The organism is Kribbella sp. NPDC056345, assembly GCF_042262745.1.
In the GTDB taxonomy this organism is placed as follows: domain Bacteria; phylum Actinomycetota; class Actinomycetes; order Propionibacteriales; family Kribbellaceae; genus Kribbella.
On record NZ_JBHJQQ010000016.1, the window covers coordinates 138,094 to 152,751 of the forward strand.

Genomic DNA, 14,658 nt, shown 5'->3' on the forward strand with positions numbered 1-14,658 from the left:
CTCGGTGCCCGGGAATGTCGACTCGTTCATGACTCGCCAAACCTTTCAACCGATACGGGCGACGCCTGCGACTGTAAGCGTGCATTCAAGCACTCTCAAGCGGCCACTCCGCACCCGGGTCGAGCGGTTTCCGGTCGGCATTCCACGGTAGGCCGATCACCCCGTTGCGGTGACCGACCGTGAGCAGATCATTGCACACCGTGCCGATCCGCTTTGCACCGCCCCCCACCCTACGACAAGGCTCGGGGATGGGATGTCGCGTAAACCTCGCGGAGCTTATCCACGGTGACGAGTGTGTAGACCTGTGTCGTCGTCACCGACGCGTGGCCGAGGAGCTCCTGCACCACTCGTACGTCGGCGCCGCCGTCGAGCAGGTGGGTGGCGAACGAGTGCCGCAGGGTGTGCGGGGAGATCTCCTTCGCGATCCCGGCCCGCTGCGCCGCACGCCGCAGTACCGTCCAGGCACTCTGCCGTGAGAGCCGGCCGCCGCGTGCATTCAAGAACAGTGCATGCGTACCGCGACCCCGCGCGACCAGATCGGGCCGGCCACGCACCTGGTACGCCGACAGTGCGTTCAGCGCGTAGCTGCCGACTGGAACGACCCGCTCCTTGCTGCCCTTGCCGCGCAGCAGAACCGCCCCGACCTCCAGGTCGATGTCGTCGACATCCAGCCCAACGGCCTCCGAGATGCGCGCACCAGTGCCATAGAGGAACTCAAGCAGTGCAGCGTCCCGAGTAGCCAGTACGGCGGGCTCCGCCTCCGCACCAGCCGCGGCGGCCAGGATCCTGGTCACCTCGTCCACGGACAGCGCCTTCGGCAACCGCTGTGGGGGTGCGGGCGGTTTGACCGCAGCGGCCGGGTCGACCTCGGTCAGCCCTTCACGCAGGCAGAACTTGTGAAAACCGCGCACTGCAACGACTGTGCGCCCAGCACTGGATGCGGTGAGTGGCGGATGGTCCTCGTCGCCCTCACGCAACCGCATCAGGAAATCACTCACCACAGCCTCGGTGACTCGACCGAGCTCGGAGATCCCGGTCGACGCGAGATAGCCGTCGTACCGGCGCAGGTCACGCCGATACGACGCCAGGGTGTTCGCGGCGAGGCCGCGTTCGACCGTCAAGTGGTCGAGGTAAGCACCAACCGCCCGGCTGATGCTCAGACCAGGACCTCGTCCAGCTTCAGCTGGGACAGGTCGTGCGCGTCCGCAACCGGGCCGTAGGTGATGTGGCCGTCGTAGGTGTTCAGGCCGAGCGCCAGGCTGTGGTCCGACTTCAGGGCCTCCCGCCAGCCGAGGTTGGCCAGCTCGATCGCGTACGGCAGCGTCACGTTGGTGAGCGCGTACGTCGACGTGTTCGGCACCGCGCCGGGCATGTTGGCGACGCAGTAGAACAGCGAGTTGTGCACCTGGTAGACCGGGTCCGCGTGGGTGGTCGGACGCGAGTCCTCGAAGCAGCCGCCCTGGTCGATCGCGATGTCGACGAGCACACTGCCCGGCTTCATCCGGCTGACCAGCTCGTTGTCGATCAGCTTCGGCGCCTTCGCACCGGGGACCAGCACCGCGCCGATGACGAGGTCGGCCTCCAGGGCCGCGCGCTCGATCTCGTAGGCGTTCGAGGCGATCGTCAGCAGGTGCCCCTGGTAGATCTGGTCGGCCTGGCGGAGCCGCGCGATGTTGCGGTCGAACAGCTGGACCTGGGCCTGCATACCGAGCGCGATCGCGGCCGCGTTCATCCCGGAGACACCGGCACCGAGGATGACCACGCGGGCCGGGTGCGTTCCGGACACACCGCCGAGCAGCACACCACGCCCACCACCGCTGCGCATCAGGTGGTAAGCGCCGGACTGCGGAGCGAGCCGGCCGGCAACCTCACTCATCGGGGCCAGCAGCGGCAGCGAGCCGTCCGGCAGCTGCACCGTCTCGTAGGCGATACCGGTGACGCCGGCGGTCAGCAGAGCGTCGGTGCACTCCTGGCTGGCCGCGAGGTGCAGGTAGGTGAACAGCACCTGGCCCCTGCGCATCCGGTGGTACTCCTCAGCAACCGGCTCCTTCACCTTCAGAACCAGGTCCGCCTCGCCCCACACCTCGTCAGCGGTGGGCACGATCCGCGCCCCGGCCGTGACGAACTCCTCGTCGGGAATCAGCGATCCGCTGCCCGCGTTCTGCTCGATCAGAACCTCGTGCCCGTGGCGCACGAACTCGTGCACACCGGACGGCGTGATGGCCACCCGGTACTCGTGGTTCTTGACTTCCTTCGGAACTCCGACCTTCACTGCTTGCCCTTCTTTCCTTCTCCGAGGACGGCGCACATCGTTGTGACCGCGGCCCGGCGGTGAGCGGTTGATGCCAGGTCGCTGCCGAGTGTATGCCTGCCAGGGCCATACCACCTGACCGGTTGGTCTGATCTTGATGTAACTCGTAAGTAGCGTGCGAGCCACGTTTGACGTGACAACCATCATTGACGCGACCACCGTCCCATCGGAGATGCTTCTCCTTGCAAGTACCGCCCGACCGCCCCGGGTGTGCGCCTGACAGTGGGATGACGAGAGGGGTACGACGTGGCGATCGAACTGGGACGCTTCGGGGTCTGGCACGGTGCGCAGCACTGGGGTCCGGAGCTCGCGGCCGGGCTGGAGCAGGCCGGGTACGGCGCGCTGTGGCTGGGCGCGTCCCCGGGAGCCGGTCTGCGCGACGCCGAGGTGTTGCTGGCCGCAACGAGTTCTGTTGCTGTCGGCACCAGCGTGGTGAACATGTGGAAGTCGCCGGCGGAGGAGGTGGCGGTCTCGTACCACCGGCTCGAAGAGTCGGCGCCGGGGCGCTTCCTGCTCGGGGTGGGGATCGGGCACCGGGAGCGCAGCGCGGAGTACAGGTCGCCGTACGAGACGATCGTGTCCTACCTCGACGAGCTGGACGATGCGAAGGTACCGGTCGAGCGGCGGGCGCTGGCTGCACTCGGGCCGAAGGTGCTGCAGCTCTCCGGTCGCCGCACGGCCGGCGCACTGCCTTACCTGACTACCCCGGAGCACACTCGGGAGGCACGTCGCAGTCTGGGCGGCGGAGTGCTGCTCGCGCCTGAGCAGAAGGTCGTGCTCGAAACGGATGTGGACATCGCCCGGACCACGGCCCGCGACTACCTCGCGACCTATCTGGCCCTGGGCAACTATGTCAGCAACCTGAAGCGTCTCGGGTTCACCGACGACGACATCGCCGACGGCGGCAGCGACCGGCTGGTCGACGCGCTGGTGCTGCACGGGTCGGCCGTGGAGATCGCCGAGGGACTGAACGCCCACCTCGCAGCCGGCGCCGACCATGTCGCGATCCAGCAACTAGGCCGCGAAGGCATCGATCTGCTGGCCGGGTACGAGGCCCTGGCAACCGTTCTCCAGTAGGGGTGCACGGTGCCGTCCGGTTCGCCGGGCGGCACCTCTTGACGGCTGGCCGAAGCGGAGGAATATCAGCAGTAGACGCACCACATTTCGTGGTACGCACACTGGAGGTGTTTCCCCATGACTGAGCGACACGAGTTGCGGTGGGGTGGCTTCGCCGGGCTGGCTTTCGTCGTCCTGGCTCTCCTGGGCAGGTTCCTGCCCGGCAACCCACCGAACGTCGACGAATCAGCGAGCACCATCACCGCCTGGATCGCCGACAACCGCGACATGCTGCTGACCAGTGCGCTGATGTGGGCCGCGGCCGGCGGGTTGGTCATCTGGTTCGCGTCCGCCTTCGCCGAGGCGATGCGGGAGCGCGACGAGCGCAGTGACGTCCACCTGGCACTGCTGGCGGGTTCGGTGCTGGTCGGTGGCGCGATCTTCGTCAACGCCTGCCTGACCGGCGCGACCGCCTTCGGTATCGCCGGGCGGGACGCCGCGCTCACGATGATGATGTTCGAGATGACATCGGTGATGACCACGATGATCGGGTTCGCGGCGGCACTACCGCTGGCCGCGGCCGGGATCGGCGTGATGCGCACCCACCTGATGCCGAACTGGCTCGGCTACCTGGCCCTGCTGGCGGCAGTGGTGTCCATCGCCGGCTCGTTCGGCATCTTCGCCTCGACCGGCACCTTCGCTGCCGGTGGCTTCCTGATGACGGGTGTCCCGTTGCTGCTCTCGGCACTCTGGATCGCCTGTGCCGGCGGCTACATGGTCCGCGAGCACCTGCCCGAAATGACGACCGGGGAGGCCGCCGTACCGCAGATGTGACACCTACATGGTGAAGTCCGCGAAGTCGAAGCCGGGCGACACTATGCAGGACACCAGCACCGCCTGATCTCCGGCCGGCCGCGCGGCCTGCCACGCGCCGGCCGGGATCACCACCTGCGGCTGCTGTCCGGCGGCCACGTCACCTCCCAGCGTGTACGACGCCGCCTGCTCCGGACTGTCGCCGTACTCGAGTGTCAGCGGCCCACCGGAGTGCCACAGCCAGATCTCCGCCGACCGCACCCGGTGCCACTGCGACTCCTCCCCCGGACCCAGCAGGAAGTAGATCGCCGTCGCGCTCGCCCGCTTCCCGTCGTACCCCTCCGGCTCGAAGCTCACCTCGGAGCGCCAGGTCTCCCGGTACCACCCACCCTCCGGATGCGCCTCGAGGCCCAGCAACTCCGCCAAATCCGGTTTCGTCATGCCCCAATCCTCCGGCACAGTGCAATGCATGAGCGAACTGCCTTCGGAGTACCACCGCAACCTCCCGTACGGCGAGCGCCTGTCGGCCGCGGAGCTGGTCGGCCACCCATTCTTTCCGTTCGAGGGTGACGTCCAGGTCGTGCCGCTGGCGGAGCCGGTGATCCCGGAGCCGCCGCGACGCGGTGAGCCCGGTGGGGAACCATGTGGGACCTGCGCCGCACCGGACCGGCTCGTGATCTGGCGCGACGACCAGTGGCAGCTGAAGAGCTTCGACGAGCGCGGGCTACCGTTCGTCGCGCTCCTCGAGCCGCGGGAGCACTACCGGCTCGACAATCTGCCTCCCGAGCTCACCGCGACGCTCGGAGTGCTGATCCAGCGCGTGGCCGGAGCGATCGGGCGGCTCGACGCGGTCGGGCGAACGCACTTCAACCGGTGGGGTGACGGGAGCGAGCACTTCCATCTGTGGTTCATGGCGCGCCCACTCGGGATGATGCAGCTGCGCGGCGCAATGATCGCCGCCTGGGACGACCTGCTCCCGAACGTCCCGTCCGAGAAGCACGCCGAAAACGCCCAGCTGGTCGCCGCCGCCCTGGCTGAGGGCGGCGGCGAGGCAGTCTGACCTAGCGGGCACCCAGCGAGCGGGCAACCAGGATGTCGGTCTTGCGGGCCGGCGGTCCGTCAACCGGAGCCGGGTCCTCGGAAGTGGGCGTGATACCACCAGCGGCGACCCGGTCGAGAGTCTTGAGGCCGGTGCGGTCCACAGAACCGAAGATGGTGTAGTTCGGCCGCAGGCGGGAGTCCCCGAACACCAGGAAGAACTGGCTGCCGTTAGTGGCCGGCCCGGCGTTCGCCATGGCGAGAACACCACGCGCGTAGACCTTGCTGGCCCCGGTCGGATCGGTCGGCCAGTTCGGCAGGTCCGTCGGGAGCTCATCCTTGTAGGAGTAGCCCGGACCACCCTCACCGGTACCACTCGGGTCCCCACACTGCAGGACCTTCAGAGTCGGGTACAACGTGAGCCGGTGGCACGTAGTGAAGTCATAGAACCGGCTCTTAGCCAGGTGCAGGAAGCTCTGCACAGTGCACGGCGCCTTGGCCCGATCCAGCGACAACAGCATCGGCCCCTGGTTGGTGGCCACCACCACCTTCACCACACCCTTGTCCGGCGTGTGCTCCGGATCCGGCGGCAACGAAACCGGCCGCGCCGGCGGCTCATCCGGCGTACTGGTGTAACCACACGGCCCCTTGGTACCGGTCGGCGGTGCAGCCTGCGCCGGAGTAGCAACCACCAAAGTGGCCACCATCAGGGTCGCCCCTGCGATCACAGCCGAAACCTTCATAAATCTCCTCCCACAGTGAACGCGGTCCTCCGGAAGCGTGATGCCCACCAACGCCCTGGTCAAGCGCACAGGTGCTGTGGCAAAGATGTGTCAGGTCAGACTTCTGTGCGCATGACCCAGCGCCACTTGGCGATTTGGCGGTCACGGACGAAGCCGAACTGCTCGTAGAGCTCCTCGGGGCCGGTGTGCAGGTAGGCGCCGCGCTGCGGTTTGCGGTCGGTGGTCTGCTCCGGGTAGGCCTCCACGAGTCCGCCACCGGCGGCCTGGATCGCGTCCAGGGCACCTTTGACAGCTGCGCGGGCTACGCCGCGGCCTCGGTGGCGGCTGCTGGTGAAGATGCAGCCGATGCGCCAGGCGGGGAGTTGTGGGTCGCCGGCGTGGTACTTGGCTGGGTTCTTGATGTTGGGTAGTTCGGCTGGGGTGCCGTACTGGCACCAGCCCACGCAGGTGCCGTCTGCGTCGTAGACGAGGATCTGGTGAACGGTGCCTGCGTCTACGTGCGCGCGCTTGGCGGCGCGGTTGCGTTCGGGGCTGTGGGGTGGCTCGCCGAAGCCTTCGACGTGGAAGCCCATGCACCAGCAGCCGCCCCAGACTCCGTTGTTGGCTTCCACCAAGGCAGCGAAGTCATCCCAGGTCTCCGGCGCCAACGGCCGAGTCGTGTAGGTGTCTGTCACCGGCGCTCCCGAGGTCAGTATTCGACCAGGTTTACACGCATGGGTCCAGGAACGGTCCAGGCCGGCTACAGATCCTTGGCGGGCCACGGGGAGTCGGCTGGGCGGAGGGTGTCGAAGCCGGGGCCGTTGAGGGCGGTCCAGGCGGCTAGGGCGCCCATCACGAGGATGGGGTTCTGGAGGTGGCCGGCCAGGACGGCGCCTACTACCTCGACCAGCGGAGCCCATACCGTTTCCATGTCGGCTTCTTCGTGCAGGCGCGTGTAGGCCTCGTCGGCGGGTGACAGGTCGCGGGCCAGGAAGATGCGGACGGCCTCGTTGGTGAGGCCGGGTGAGGTGAAGGCGTCGACGAGGATGCGCCAGCTGGCGGCCTTGGTGCCGGTCTCCTCCCAGAGCTCACGCTCGCCGCCGAGCTGGTACTGCTCACCCTGTACGTCGAGGAGTCCGGCCGGCGGCTCCAGGAGCCGGTAGCCGACCGGGTGCCGGTACTGGCGCACCAGGAGCATGCGGTTCTTGTCGTCGAGCGCGACCACGCCGACCGCGCCGGGGTGTACGACGACATCGCGGACGAAGGTGTCGCGGCCCTCGGGCTCGATGGTGTCGCGACGGACCGAGATGACCCGGCCCGTCGAGTGCACCGTTTCCGACGACGAGACCGGCCACTTCTCCGGTACGTCGGTCAGCCCGGCACCGAAGCGCAGTTCGGGGTGATCCATCACGCCTTGACTGCTTCGGGCTTGGACTTGGTGGCGGCGGTCTTCTTCGAAGGGGCCGGCTCTTCGACCGGGAGGCGGGACTCGCGCTGGCGGACCAGGGCGGCCGCGACCAGGCCGGCGAACAGCGGGTGCGGCTTGGTCGGGCGCGAGCGCAGCTCCGGGTGCGCCTGGGTGGCGACGAAGTACGGGTGCTGCGCACGATCGAGCTCGATGAACTCGACCAGCTCGTGGTCCGGCGACAGGCCGCTGAAGACCAGGCCGGCGGCCTCGAGCTTGTCACGGTAGGCGTTGTTCACCTCGTAGCGGTGGCGGTGCCGCTCCTGGATCGTGGAAGCGCCGTACAGGCCGCGGACGATCGAGCCTTCGGCCAGGTTCGCCGGGTAGAGGCCGAGGCGCATCGTGCCGCCCATGTCCCCGCCACCGGCGACGATGTCCTTCTGCTCCTCCATGGTCGCGATCACCGGCTGCTCGGCGTCGGGATCGAACTCGGTCGAGTTCGCCTCCGTCAGGCCGGCCAGGTCGCGAGCCACCTCGACCACCATGCACTGCAGGCCGAGACACAGACCGAGGATCGGTACGCCGTTCTCGCGGGCGAACCGGATCGCGCCGATCTTGCCCTCGATCCCGCGCACCCCGAACCCACCGGGGATGCAGATCGCGTCCACGTCACCGAGCAGCTTCGCGGCACCTTCGGGGGTGGCGCACTCGTCGGAGGCGATCCAGCGCAGGTTGACCTTGGCGTCGTTGCCGAAACCGCCGGCCCGCAGCGCCTCGGCGACCGACAGGTACGCGTCCGGCAGGTCGACGTACTTGCCGACCAGGGCGACCGTGACCTCGTCCTTCGGGTGGTGCACGACCTTCAGCAGCTCGTCCCAGCGGGTCCAGTCGACATCACGGAACGGCAGGTTGAGCCGCCGTACGACGAAGGCGTCCAGGCCCTCGGCGTGCAGCACCTTCGGGATGTCGTAGATGCTCGGCGCGTCCGCGGCGGCCACGACGGCGTCCACGTCGACGTCGCACATCAGCGAGATCTTGCGCTTCACGGCGTCCGGGATCGGGCGGTCGGCGCGGCAGACGATCGCATCCGGCTGGATACCGATCGAGCGCAGCGCGGCCACCGAGTGCTGGGTCGGCTTGGTCTTCAGCTCACCGGCCGGCGCCATGTAGGGCACCAGCGAGATGTGCAGGAAGAAGACGTTGTCGCGGCCGACGTCGTGCCGGACCTGCCGGGCCGCCTCCAGGAACGGCAGCGACTCGATGTCACCCACCGTGCCACCGATCTCGTGCAGCACCACGTCGACATCGGGGCCCGCCATCGCGAGCATCCGTTCCTTGATCTCGTTGGTGATGTGCGGGATCACCTGGACGGTGTCGCCCAGGTACTCACCGCGCCGCTCCTTGGCGATCACGTGCTGGTAGACCTGCCCGGTCGTCACGTTCGCGACCTGCGACAGGTCGCGGTCCAGGAACCGCTCGTAGTGGCCGATGTCGAGATCGGTCTCGGCACCGTCGTTGGTGATGAACACCTCGCCGTGCTGGAAGGGATTCATCGTGCCCGGATCGACGTTGAGATACGGATCCAGCTTCTGCATGGTCACCCGGATGCCCCGAGCCGTCAGCAGACTGCCGAGGCTTGACGCCGTCAGCCCCTTGCCGAGACTGGAGGCCACGCCACCGGTGACGAAAACGTGCTTGGTCTGCTGCGAGCTCGAAACCCTGTCCACGGGCCTCCAGCCTACCTGTTGTCAAGGGGTGGTCGCGACGAGACCCGCGTAGATGTCGAGCAGATTCTTCGCCGCCCCGTCCTCGTCCGGCCACTTCGCCGCCAATTCCCGGCCACGCGTCCGCATAGCGTTCGCCGTAGCGGGCTCGGCGAGGATCGCCCGGACCCCGTCGGCCAGCCCGTCCGCGTCGCCGGGGAACGCCAGTACGGCGCAGTCCTCGACCAGCTCCGGGATACCGCCGACCGCGGTCGCCACCACCGGTACGCCGACCTGCATCGCCTCCTGGACTACCAGGGCCCGCGCCTCCCAGTGCGAGGTCAGCAGGAAGACATCGGCCGCCCCGAGCAGGTTCGCCACGTCGCTGCGGTGTCCGAGCAACCGCACCGGCAGTTGCTCGGCGTCGATCCGGGCCTGCAGGTTGTCCCGGAGCGGACCGTCACCGACCACCACGAAGACCGCGTCCGGAGTGGACTCGTGCACCCGGGCCGCTACGGACAGCAGCGTCGGGTAGTCCTTTTGTGGCGCGAGTCGGCCGACGGTGAGCACAACCGGCTGGTCGGTCAGGCCGAGCTCGGCGCGCATGGCGGCCGCTGGCACGGTCGCGAGGGACATCGTGGGCGCGGCGACGGGCGCCAGGCGCACGTCACGCGCTCCGAGGCTCTTGGCGAGCTCCACAAGGTCGCTGGAGGCTCCTAGCGTCACGTCCGCACCCTTGGCGACCAGACGCTGTCCCAGTCGCATCACGAGGCCCTTGGGGCCCGGAGCGATCACTGCGTTGTGCCAGGTGACGACGAGCGGCCGCAACTTGGAGCGATCCCGCAGCGCAGTCATCCCGGCGCGGTAGCCGTGCGCGTGGATCACGTCCGAACCGCGGAGTGCGGGAGCCTGGGTGACGACAGTCGCCGCACCGAAGTCGAAGTGCTCGGCGGTACCAGGCGGTGCGCAGACGACCACCTCGTGACCGGCTGCGAGGAACCGCGGTACCAGGGAGGCGACGTGCTGCCCGATCCCGCCGCGCGACTCGGCGAGCAGCAGACCGATCCTCATGCCACAACCTTTCGACGGAGCAATGCGCGAGCGTCCGCGCGATCCAGTACGACGGCGACTCCGGCGTACACGATGACGACAGCCAGGCCGGACAGCACCGAGAACAGAACCGCGGTACCCACTCCGGAATCAGCGGCCGGGAGAGCGACCGCCCAGCCGGCAGCACCAGCCAGTACGGCGCCGACGACCGCAGCCAGCGTGGCACGCGTCAGCCCGGCCAGTGCGGCAGCCCCGGCCTCCCGGCGAAGCACCACCAGTAGCGCGACTGCTCCAACGACCATGCCGATGGACATCGCGGCCGCTAGCGCAGGCACTGCATCCCACTGCGCTGTCAGCACGACAGCCGACACCGCGACCAGCACCCACGCAGCGGACGTGACGAGGGCGACCTGTCGACCGGAGTGCCGCGCGTAAAGCACCCGCCCGACATGCATCAGTACGGCGAACCCGATGGCGGCTGGAGCGAACGCGATCAACCCGTTGCCGAGCGAAGTCGCCTGAGCTTCCCGTACGGCGCCATCGTCGTACGCGAAGATCCGCGCCACCGGTACGGCGGTCCCAACGAGCAGTGCGGCACCGGCACCGCCGGCCAGCATGACCGCGCGGGACGAAGCGGCGGCGTACAGGTCGAACTGCTCCCCTGCCTCGTACGCCGCAGCCAGGCGCGGGAACACCGCAGTGGTGATCGGTACGGCGAGGACCGCGTACGGGAGCAGGTAGACCGCGTTCGCCCATGTGTAGACGGCGATACTGCCCGCGACACCGCGGTGATTGGCCAGGTACGTCGTGACGACGAAGGTGAGCTGCTGAGCGATCAGCACGGCCAGCCCGGCCAGTGCGAGCTTCCGTAGTACCGGTCCGACGCCAGGGTCGAGTCTGAGCGTCAGTCTGATCGGTAGTCGCAGCAGCAACATCGGAATCAGCACGGTGAACGCCAGCGCAGCAACGCCTGCTGTGGTCCCCCAGGCGAGTACAGCGTTCGCGCTATCCGACGCGCGGTCCGCATCAGGAGCCATGGCTGCGAACACCAGGTATGTCCCGACAACTACCAAGCTCGAGACCAGCGGCGCCCACGCCCCGGCCCCGAACCGCTTGTGGGACTGCAAAACCGCGGTAGCGATCACCGCCAGCGCATACCCGAACACCTGCGGGACAAAGATCACCAGCATCCGGGTAGCGGTCGCCGCCGAGCCCGCACAGTCCGCTCCGGGGTCCAGCAGCGCGTCGGTATAACTCGAAGCGAGCAACCAGGACAGAAGCGCAAATGGCGCCAGCAACAGGAACGACCACGACAACAGCGCCCCAATGATGCGCCCCTGCGCAATCCGATCCCCCCGAGCCACCGGCCCGGCCAGCACCGGAATCACCGCCCCGGCAAGCGCACCACCGGCCACGATCTCGAACAGGATGTTCGGCAACTGATTGGCCGTCGTATAGGCCTCAGCCAAACACCCAGCCCCAACAGTCTTGGAGAAGACCAGCCACCGCCCAAACCCCACCACACGGGCAAGGACGGTGACACCGGCCACCAGCAAGGCGGCCTGCGCAATGCGCGATCTCACCGGGGGCGTCGGCCCCACTGGTCGATCTTGTCGAGCACCGGGGTGTCTGCGATGACCTTGGTGAAGCTGACTTTTTCGCTGGCCAGGTTCAGGCCGACGACGGCTGCCAGCAGGAGGGTCTTGAGGGGACGTGGGAGGGAGGCGGCCAGGGCGGTGCCGGTGATGGCGCCTAGGCCGTTGGCTCCACAGTCGCCGAGCATGGACCGCTCACCGAGGTCGGAAGGTGCAGACGCCACAGCTGCACCGACCACGGCAGCGGCTGGGCCGTTGACGACGGCGAGGGGTGCGTTGACTGCGGCAACCGCCTTCAGCGCGCGCCCCGGGCGCAGGTCGAGCAGATTGGTCAGATTCGCCGTACCGGCAATGAGAGCGCCGTCTGCGACTACACCGGCCAGTGCCTTCACACCGGTCGACTTGCGCGGCAGCAAGGCCGCAGCGGCCAGGCCGGCGGCTCCGACGCCGAGGATCTTCACAGCACCGCTCGTCACCTCACCGCGCTTCAACGCGGACAGGTGTCCCCGGAAGCCCTTGGCCTGCGTGGTTCCGCGCAGATCGTCGTACGCGCCGACTGCACCCGACACCGAGCCCGCCAGCAGCGCAGCGGCCTTCACCTTGCCCGGAGTCGACGGTGCGGCGAGCACACCGGCCAGTGCGCCGAGGACCGCGACCGGTCCCTCCAGCAGCGTGACCGGCTCACCCCGGTGGTTGGTCCGCTCGAACGGCTGCCGGTTCTCCTTCGGCAGCTTCTCCGCGGCGCGTTCCAGTGCAGCAGTCGCAGCCGCCGCAACGGCAGCGCTCAGAATTCCCACGTCAGTTGTCCTTCACCTGTACGGCGGCCGGCGCGATGCCGTCCTTCGCGTCGAAGGCACCGTACTGGCCTGCCTTACCGGTCGTCTGCTCGACCAGTGCGAAGACGACGGTCATCTGCCCGGCCGGCAGATCGGCCACGTCCACCGAGGAAACGATCTTGGTCGCGTCGGAGTCACTGCGCAATGCCTTCAGCAGTCCACCGTCCTTCGCGGTGTCCGGCGTCCCGGCCACGACCACACCGCCGCTGCCCTGGTCCAGCCCCTCGATCAGATCCACCGCATCGCTGTACGACGAGGTGGCCGGCGGGGGCGTTGCCGGCTTGCCGGCCACCACCACGATCAGGGTGGCCCGGTCCTTGAACTGCGACGGCTTGAACGTCACGAGCTCGGAGCTGGTCAGACCGCTGTTGATCTTGTTCGCTTCGTCGTCGACCGTGCGCGCCGGGTCCTTGGCCGCGATACCGCGGGCCAGGATCAGCCCGGCCCGCTGGTACGTCGTGGAGTCCTGCGGGACGGTGATGTCGGAGGTGATCAACTGCGTGACCAGCGGCTCGACCAGCTGGCGCTGACCGGGGTCGAGCAGCTTGGGGTTCACCGAGACCCGCACGGTGACCTGGGCGCCGGACTTCTCCAGCTCGTCGTTGATCGAGTTGACCAGGTCACCCTCGGCCCCCGGCATTGCGACGAGTGCGACCTTGCGGTCGGTCAGCTTGCCGTTGGCGAGCCCGGCCGTCACCTTGGCCTCGTAGTCCTGGTGATACTTGTTCAGCGCCTTGAGCTGGACGATCTCCGCCCGGGCGTCGGCGAGATTGGCGCGGTCGACGTTCGCCTGGTTCTGGATCACGTCGCCGGCAGTGCCCTTCAGCGGACCGGCGCCGAGCACCACCCCGGCGCCCAGGGCGAAGAAGATCGCCACGATCGAGACGATGTGGTAGCGAAAGTCGATCACGTGAACAGCTCCCGGATCCAGTAGACGAAGTCGCTCCAGCGCGCCCGCAGGATCGACCACAGCACTTCGTCGGCGTCGATGGCGACCATCGCCATCCCGAGGGCGAACAGGCCGGCCACGACCAGTGCGATGATCTGGCCCGTCGACACCCGGCTGCGGTACAGCCGGCCGACGCCCTTGGCATCCACCAGCTTGGCGCCGACACGCAAGCGGGTGATGAAGGTGCTGGCCATTCCGGAGCGGCCCTTGTCGAGGAACTCCACCAGCGAGTTGTGGGTGCCGACCGCGACGATCAGCGAGGCACCCTTGGAGTCGGCCAGCAACATCGCGACGTCTTCACTGGTCCCGGTCGCGGGGAACTCGATCGACTCCACGCCGAGCCGCTCCAGCCGCTCCGATCCCGGCGCACGGCCGTCGCGGTACGCATGCACGACCACTTCGGCGCCGCTCTTCAGCGTCTCGTCGCTGACCGAGTCCATGTCGCCGACGATCAGATCCGGGGCATAACCGTTCTCCACCAGTGCATCCGCGCCACCGTCGACACCGATCAGCACCGGCCGGTACTCGCGGATGTACGGCCGCAGTGCGACCAGATCCTCGCGGTAGTCGTAGCCACGAACGACGATCAGCACGTGCCGGCCGTCCATCGGTGTGTGGATCTCAGGTACGCCGACCCCGTCCAGCAGCAGATCGCGTTCGCGGCGCAGGTACTCGAGTGTGTTGGCGGTGAACGCCTCGAGCTGGGTCGACAGCCCGGCCCGGGCATCGTCCATCAGCTCGGCCACCGACTGGCTGTCCTGCGCAACACCCTTAGCGATGACCTCGTCACCGCGGTACAAGGTGCCGTCGTACAACCGGACGTGCTCACCTTCGTGCAGCACCGAGAACACCTCGCGGCCGACACCGTCGACCAGCGGGATACCGGCTTCGACCAGGATCTCCGGGCCGAGGTTCGGATAGCGGCCGCTGATCGAGTCCGCGACGTTCACCACCGCGGCGATCTTGCAGTTCACCAGCGCCTCGGCGCTCACCCGGTCCAGGTCGACATGGTCGATGACCGCGATTTCACCCGGCTTCAGCCGTTTGGTGAGATTCTTGGTACGCCGATCGAGCCGGACCACACCGGCAGATCCGGGCAGTTCAGTCGGGCGTGCTCTCCGCAGGCTGGGCAGTTTCATCGCGCTCTCATCCTGCCACGTCCCCAGCCCGCTTCCGGCTC

General features: G+C 68.1%; 15 protein-coding genes. 3 read left to right on the forward strand and 12 right to left on the reverse strand.

Features of this window, described 5'->3' with window-relative positions:
* Positions 1–230: 230 nt before the first annotated feature.
* Together xerD and ald are read right to left on the reverse strand one after the other, a co-directional pair.
* On the reverse strand, positions 231–1,160 hold the full coding sequence (xerD, locus tag ACFCV3_RS37055) for a site-specific tyrosine recombinase XerD (RefSeq protein WP_376038687.1): 930 nt from the start codon (positions 1,158–1,160) through the stop codon (positions 231–233).
* On the reverse strand, positions 1,157–2,272 hold the full coding sequence (gene ald, locus ACFCV3_RS37060; RefSeq protein WP_376038615.1) for an alanine dehydrogenase: 1,116 nt from the start codon (positions 2,270–2,272) through the stop codon (positions 1,157–1,159). The genes xerD and ald overlap by 4 nt, the downstream gene beginning before the upstream one ends.
* Before the next feature lie 285 nt (positions 2,273–2,557).
* Between ald and ACFCV3_RS37065 the strand changes: the two genes are divergently transcribed.
* Both ACFCV3_RS37065 and ACFCV3_RS37070 read left to right on the forward strand, forming a co-directional pair.
* Positions 2,558–3,388 (forward strand): LLM class F420-dependent oxidoreductase, encoded by an 831-nt coding sequence (locus ACFCV3_RS37065; protein WP_376038617.1) that lies wholly within the window; start codon positions 2,558–2,560, stop codon positions 3,386–3,388.
* Positions 3,389–3,505: 117 nt separating this feature from the next.
* Positions 3,506–4,201 (forward strand): DUF4386 family protein, encoded by a 696-nt coding sequence (locus ACFCV3_RS37070; RefSeq protein WP_376038620.1) that lies wholly within the window; start codon positions 3,506–3,508, stop codon positions 4,199–4,201.
* Between the two features lie 3 nt (positions 4,202–4,204).
* On the opposite strand, the gene ACFCV3_RS37075 is transcribed toward ACFCV3_RS37070, so the two are convergent.
* Positions 4,205–4,621, reverse strand: coding sequence for a cupin domain-containing protein (locus ACFCV3_RS37075; RefSeq protein WP_376038623.1), 417 nt, complete (start codon positions 4,619–4,621; stop codon positions 4,205–4,207).
* 28 nt (positions 4,622–4,649) lie between these two features.
* Between ACFCV3_RS37075 and ACFCV3_RS37080 the strand changes: the two genes are divergently transcribed.
* On the forward strand, positions 4,650–5,240 hold the full coding sequence (locus tag ACFCV3_RS37080; RefSeq protein WP_376038626.1) for a hypothetical protein: 591 nt from the start codon (positions 4,650–4,652) through the stop codon (positions 5,238–5,240).
* A gap of 1 nt (position 5,241) precedes the next feature.
* Here ACFCV3_RS37080 and ACFCV3_RS37085 read toward each other — a convergent pair whose 3' ends face one another.
* The 9 genes from ACFCV3_RS37085 to steA form a co-directional block, all read right to left on the reverse strand.
* On the reverse strand, positions 5,242–5,961 hold the full coding sequence (locus tag ACFCV3_RS37085; RefSeq protein WP_376038628.1) for a peptidylprolyl isomerase: 720 nt from the start codon (positions 5,959–5,961) through the stop codon (positions 5,242–5,244).
* 95 nt (positions 5,962–6,056) lie between these two features.
* Complete coding sequence (locus ACFCV3_RS37090) at positions 6,057–6,635, reverse strand: GNAT family N-acetyltransferase (protein ID WP_376038630.1); 579 nt, start codon at positions 6,633–6,635, stop codon at positions 6,057–6,059.
* 65 nt (positions 6,636–6,700) lie between these two features.
* Positions 6,701–7,348, reverse strand: coding sequence for an NUDIX domain-containing protein (locus tag ACFCV3_RS37095; RefSeq protein WP_376038633.1), 648 nt, complete (start codon positions 7,346–7,348; stop codon positions 6,701–6,703).
* A complete protein-coding gene (locus ACFCV3_RS37100) occupies positions 7,348–9,072 on the reverse strand; it encodes a CTP synthase (protein WP_376038636.1) in 1,725 nt (574 codons plus the stop codon). Before ACFCV3_RS37100 ends, ACFCV3_RS37095 begins: the two co-directional genes overlap by 1 nt.
* 21 nt (positions 9,073–9,093) lie before the next feature.
* The gene (locus tag ACFCV3_RS37105; RefSeq protein ID WP_376038638.1) at positions 9,094–10,119 is read right to left on the reverse strand and encodes a glycosyltransferase family 4 protein; all 1,026 of its coding nucleotides are present in this window, start codon (positions 10,117–10,119) and stop codon (positions 9,094–9,096) included.
* The gene (murJ, locus tag ACFCV3_RS37110) at positions 10,116–11,681 is read right to left on the reverse strand and encodes a murein biosynthesis integral membrane protein MurJ (protein ID WP_376038641.1); all 1,566 of its coding nucleotides are present in this window, start codon (positions 11,679–11,681) and stop codon (positions 10,116–10,118) included. Before murJ ends, ACFCV3_RS37105 begins: the two co-directional genes overlap by 4 nt.
* The gene (locus ACFCV3_RS37115) at positions 11,678–12,490 is read right to left on the reverse strand and encodes a hypothetical protein (RefSeq protein WP_376038644.1); all 813 of its coding nucleotides are present in this window, start codon (positions 12,488–12,490) and stop codon (positions 11,678–11,680) included. Before ACFCV3_RS37115 ends, murJ begins: the two co-directional genes overlap by 4 nt.
* A gap of 1 nt (position 12,491) precedes the next feature.
* The gene (locus ACFCV3_RS37120) at positions 12,492–13,439 is read right to left on the reverse strand and encodes a copper transporter (protein ID WP_376038646.1); all 948 of its coding nucleotides are present in this window, start codon (positions 13,437–13,439) and stop codon (positions 12,492–12,494) included.
* Positions 13,436–14,617, reverse strand: a complete 1,182-nt coding sequence (steA, locus tag ACFCV3_RS37125) for a putative cytokinetic ring protein SteA (RefSeq protein ID WP_376038649.1) — start codon at positions 14,615–14,617, stop codon at positions 13,436–13,438. Before steA ends, ACFCV3_RS37120 begins: the two co-directional genes overlap by 4 nt.
* Positions 14,618–14,658 lie beyond the last annotated feature (41 nt).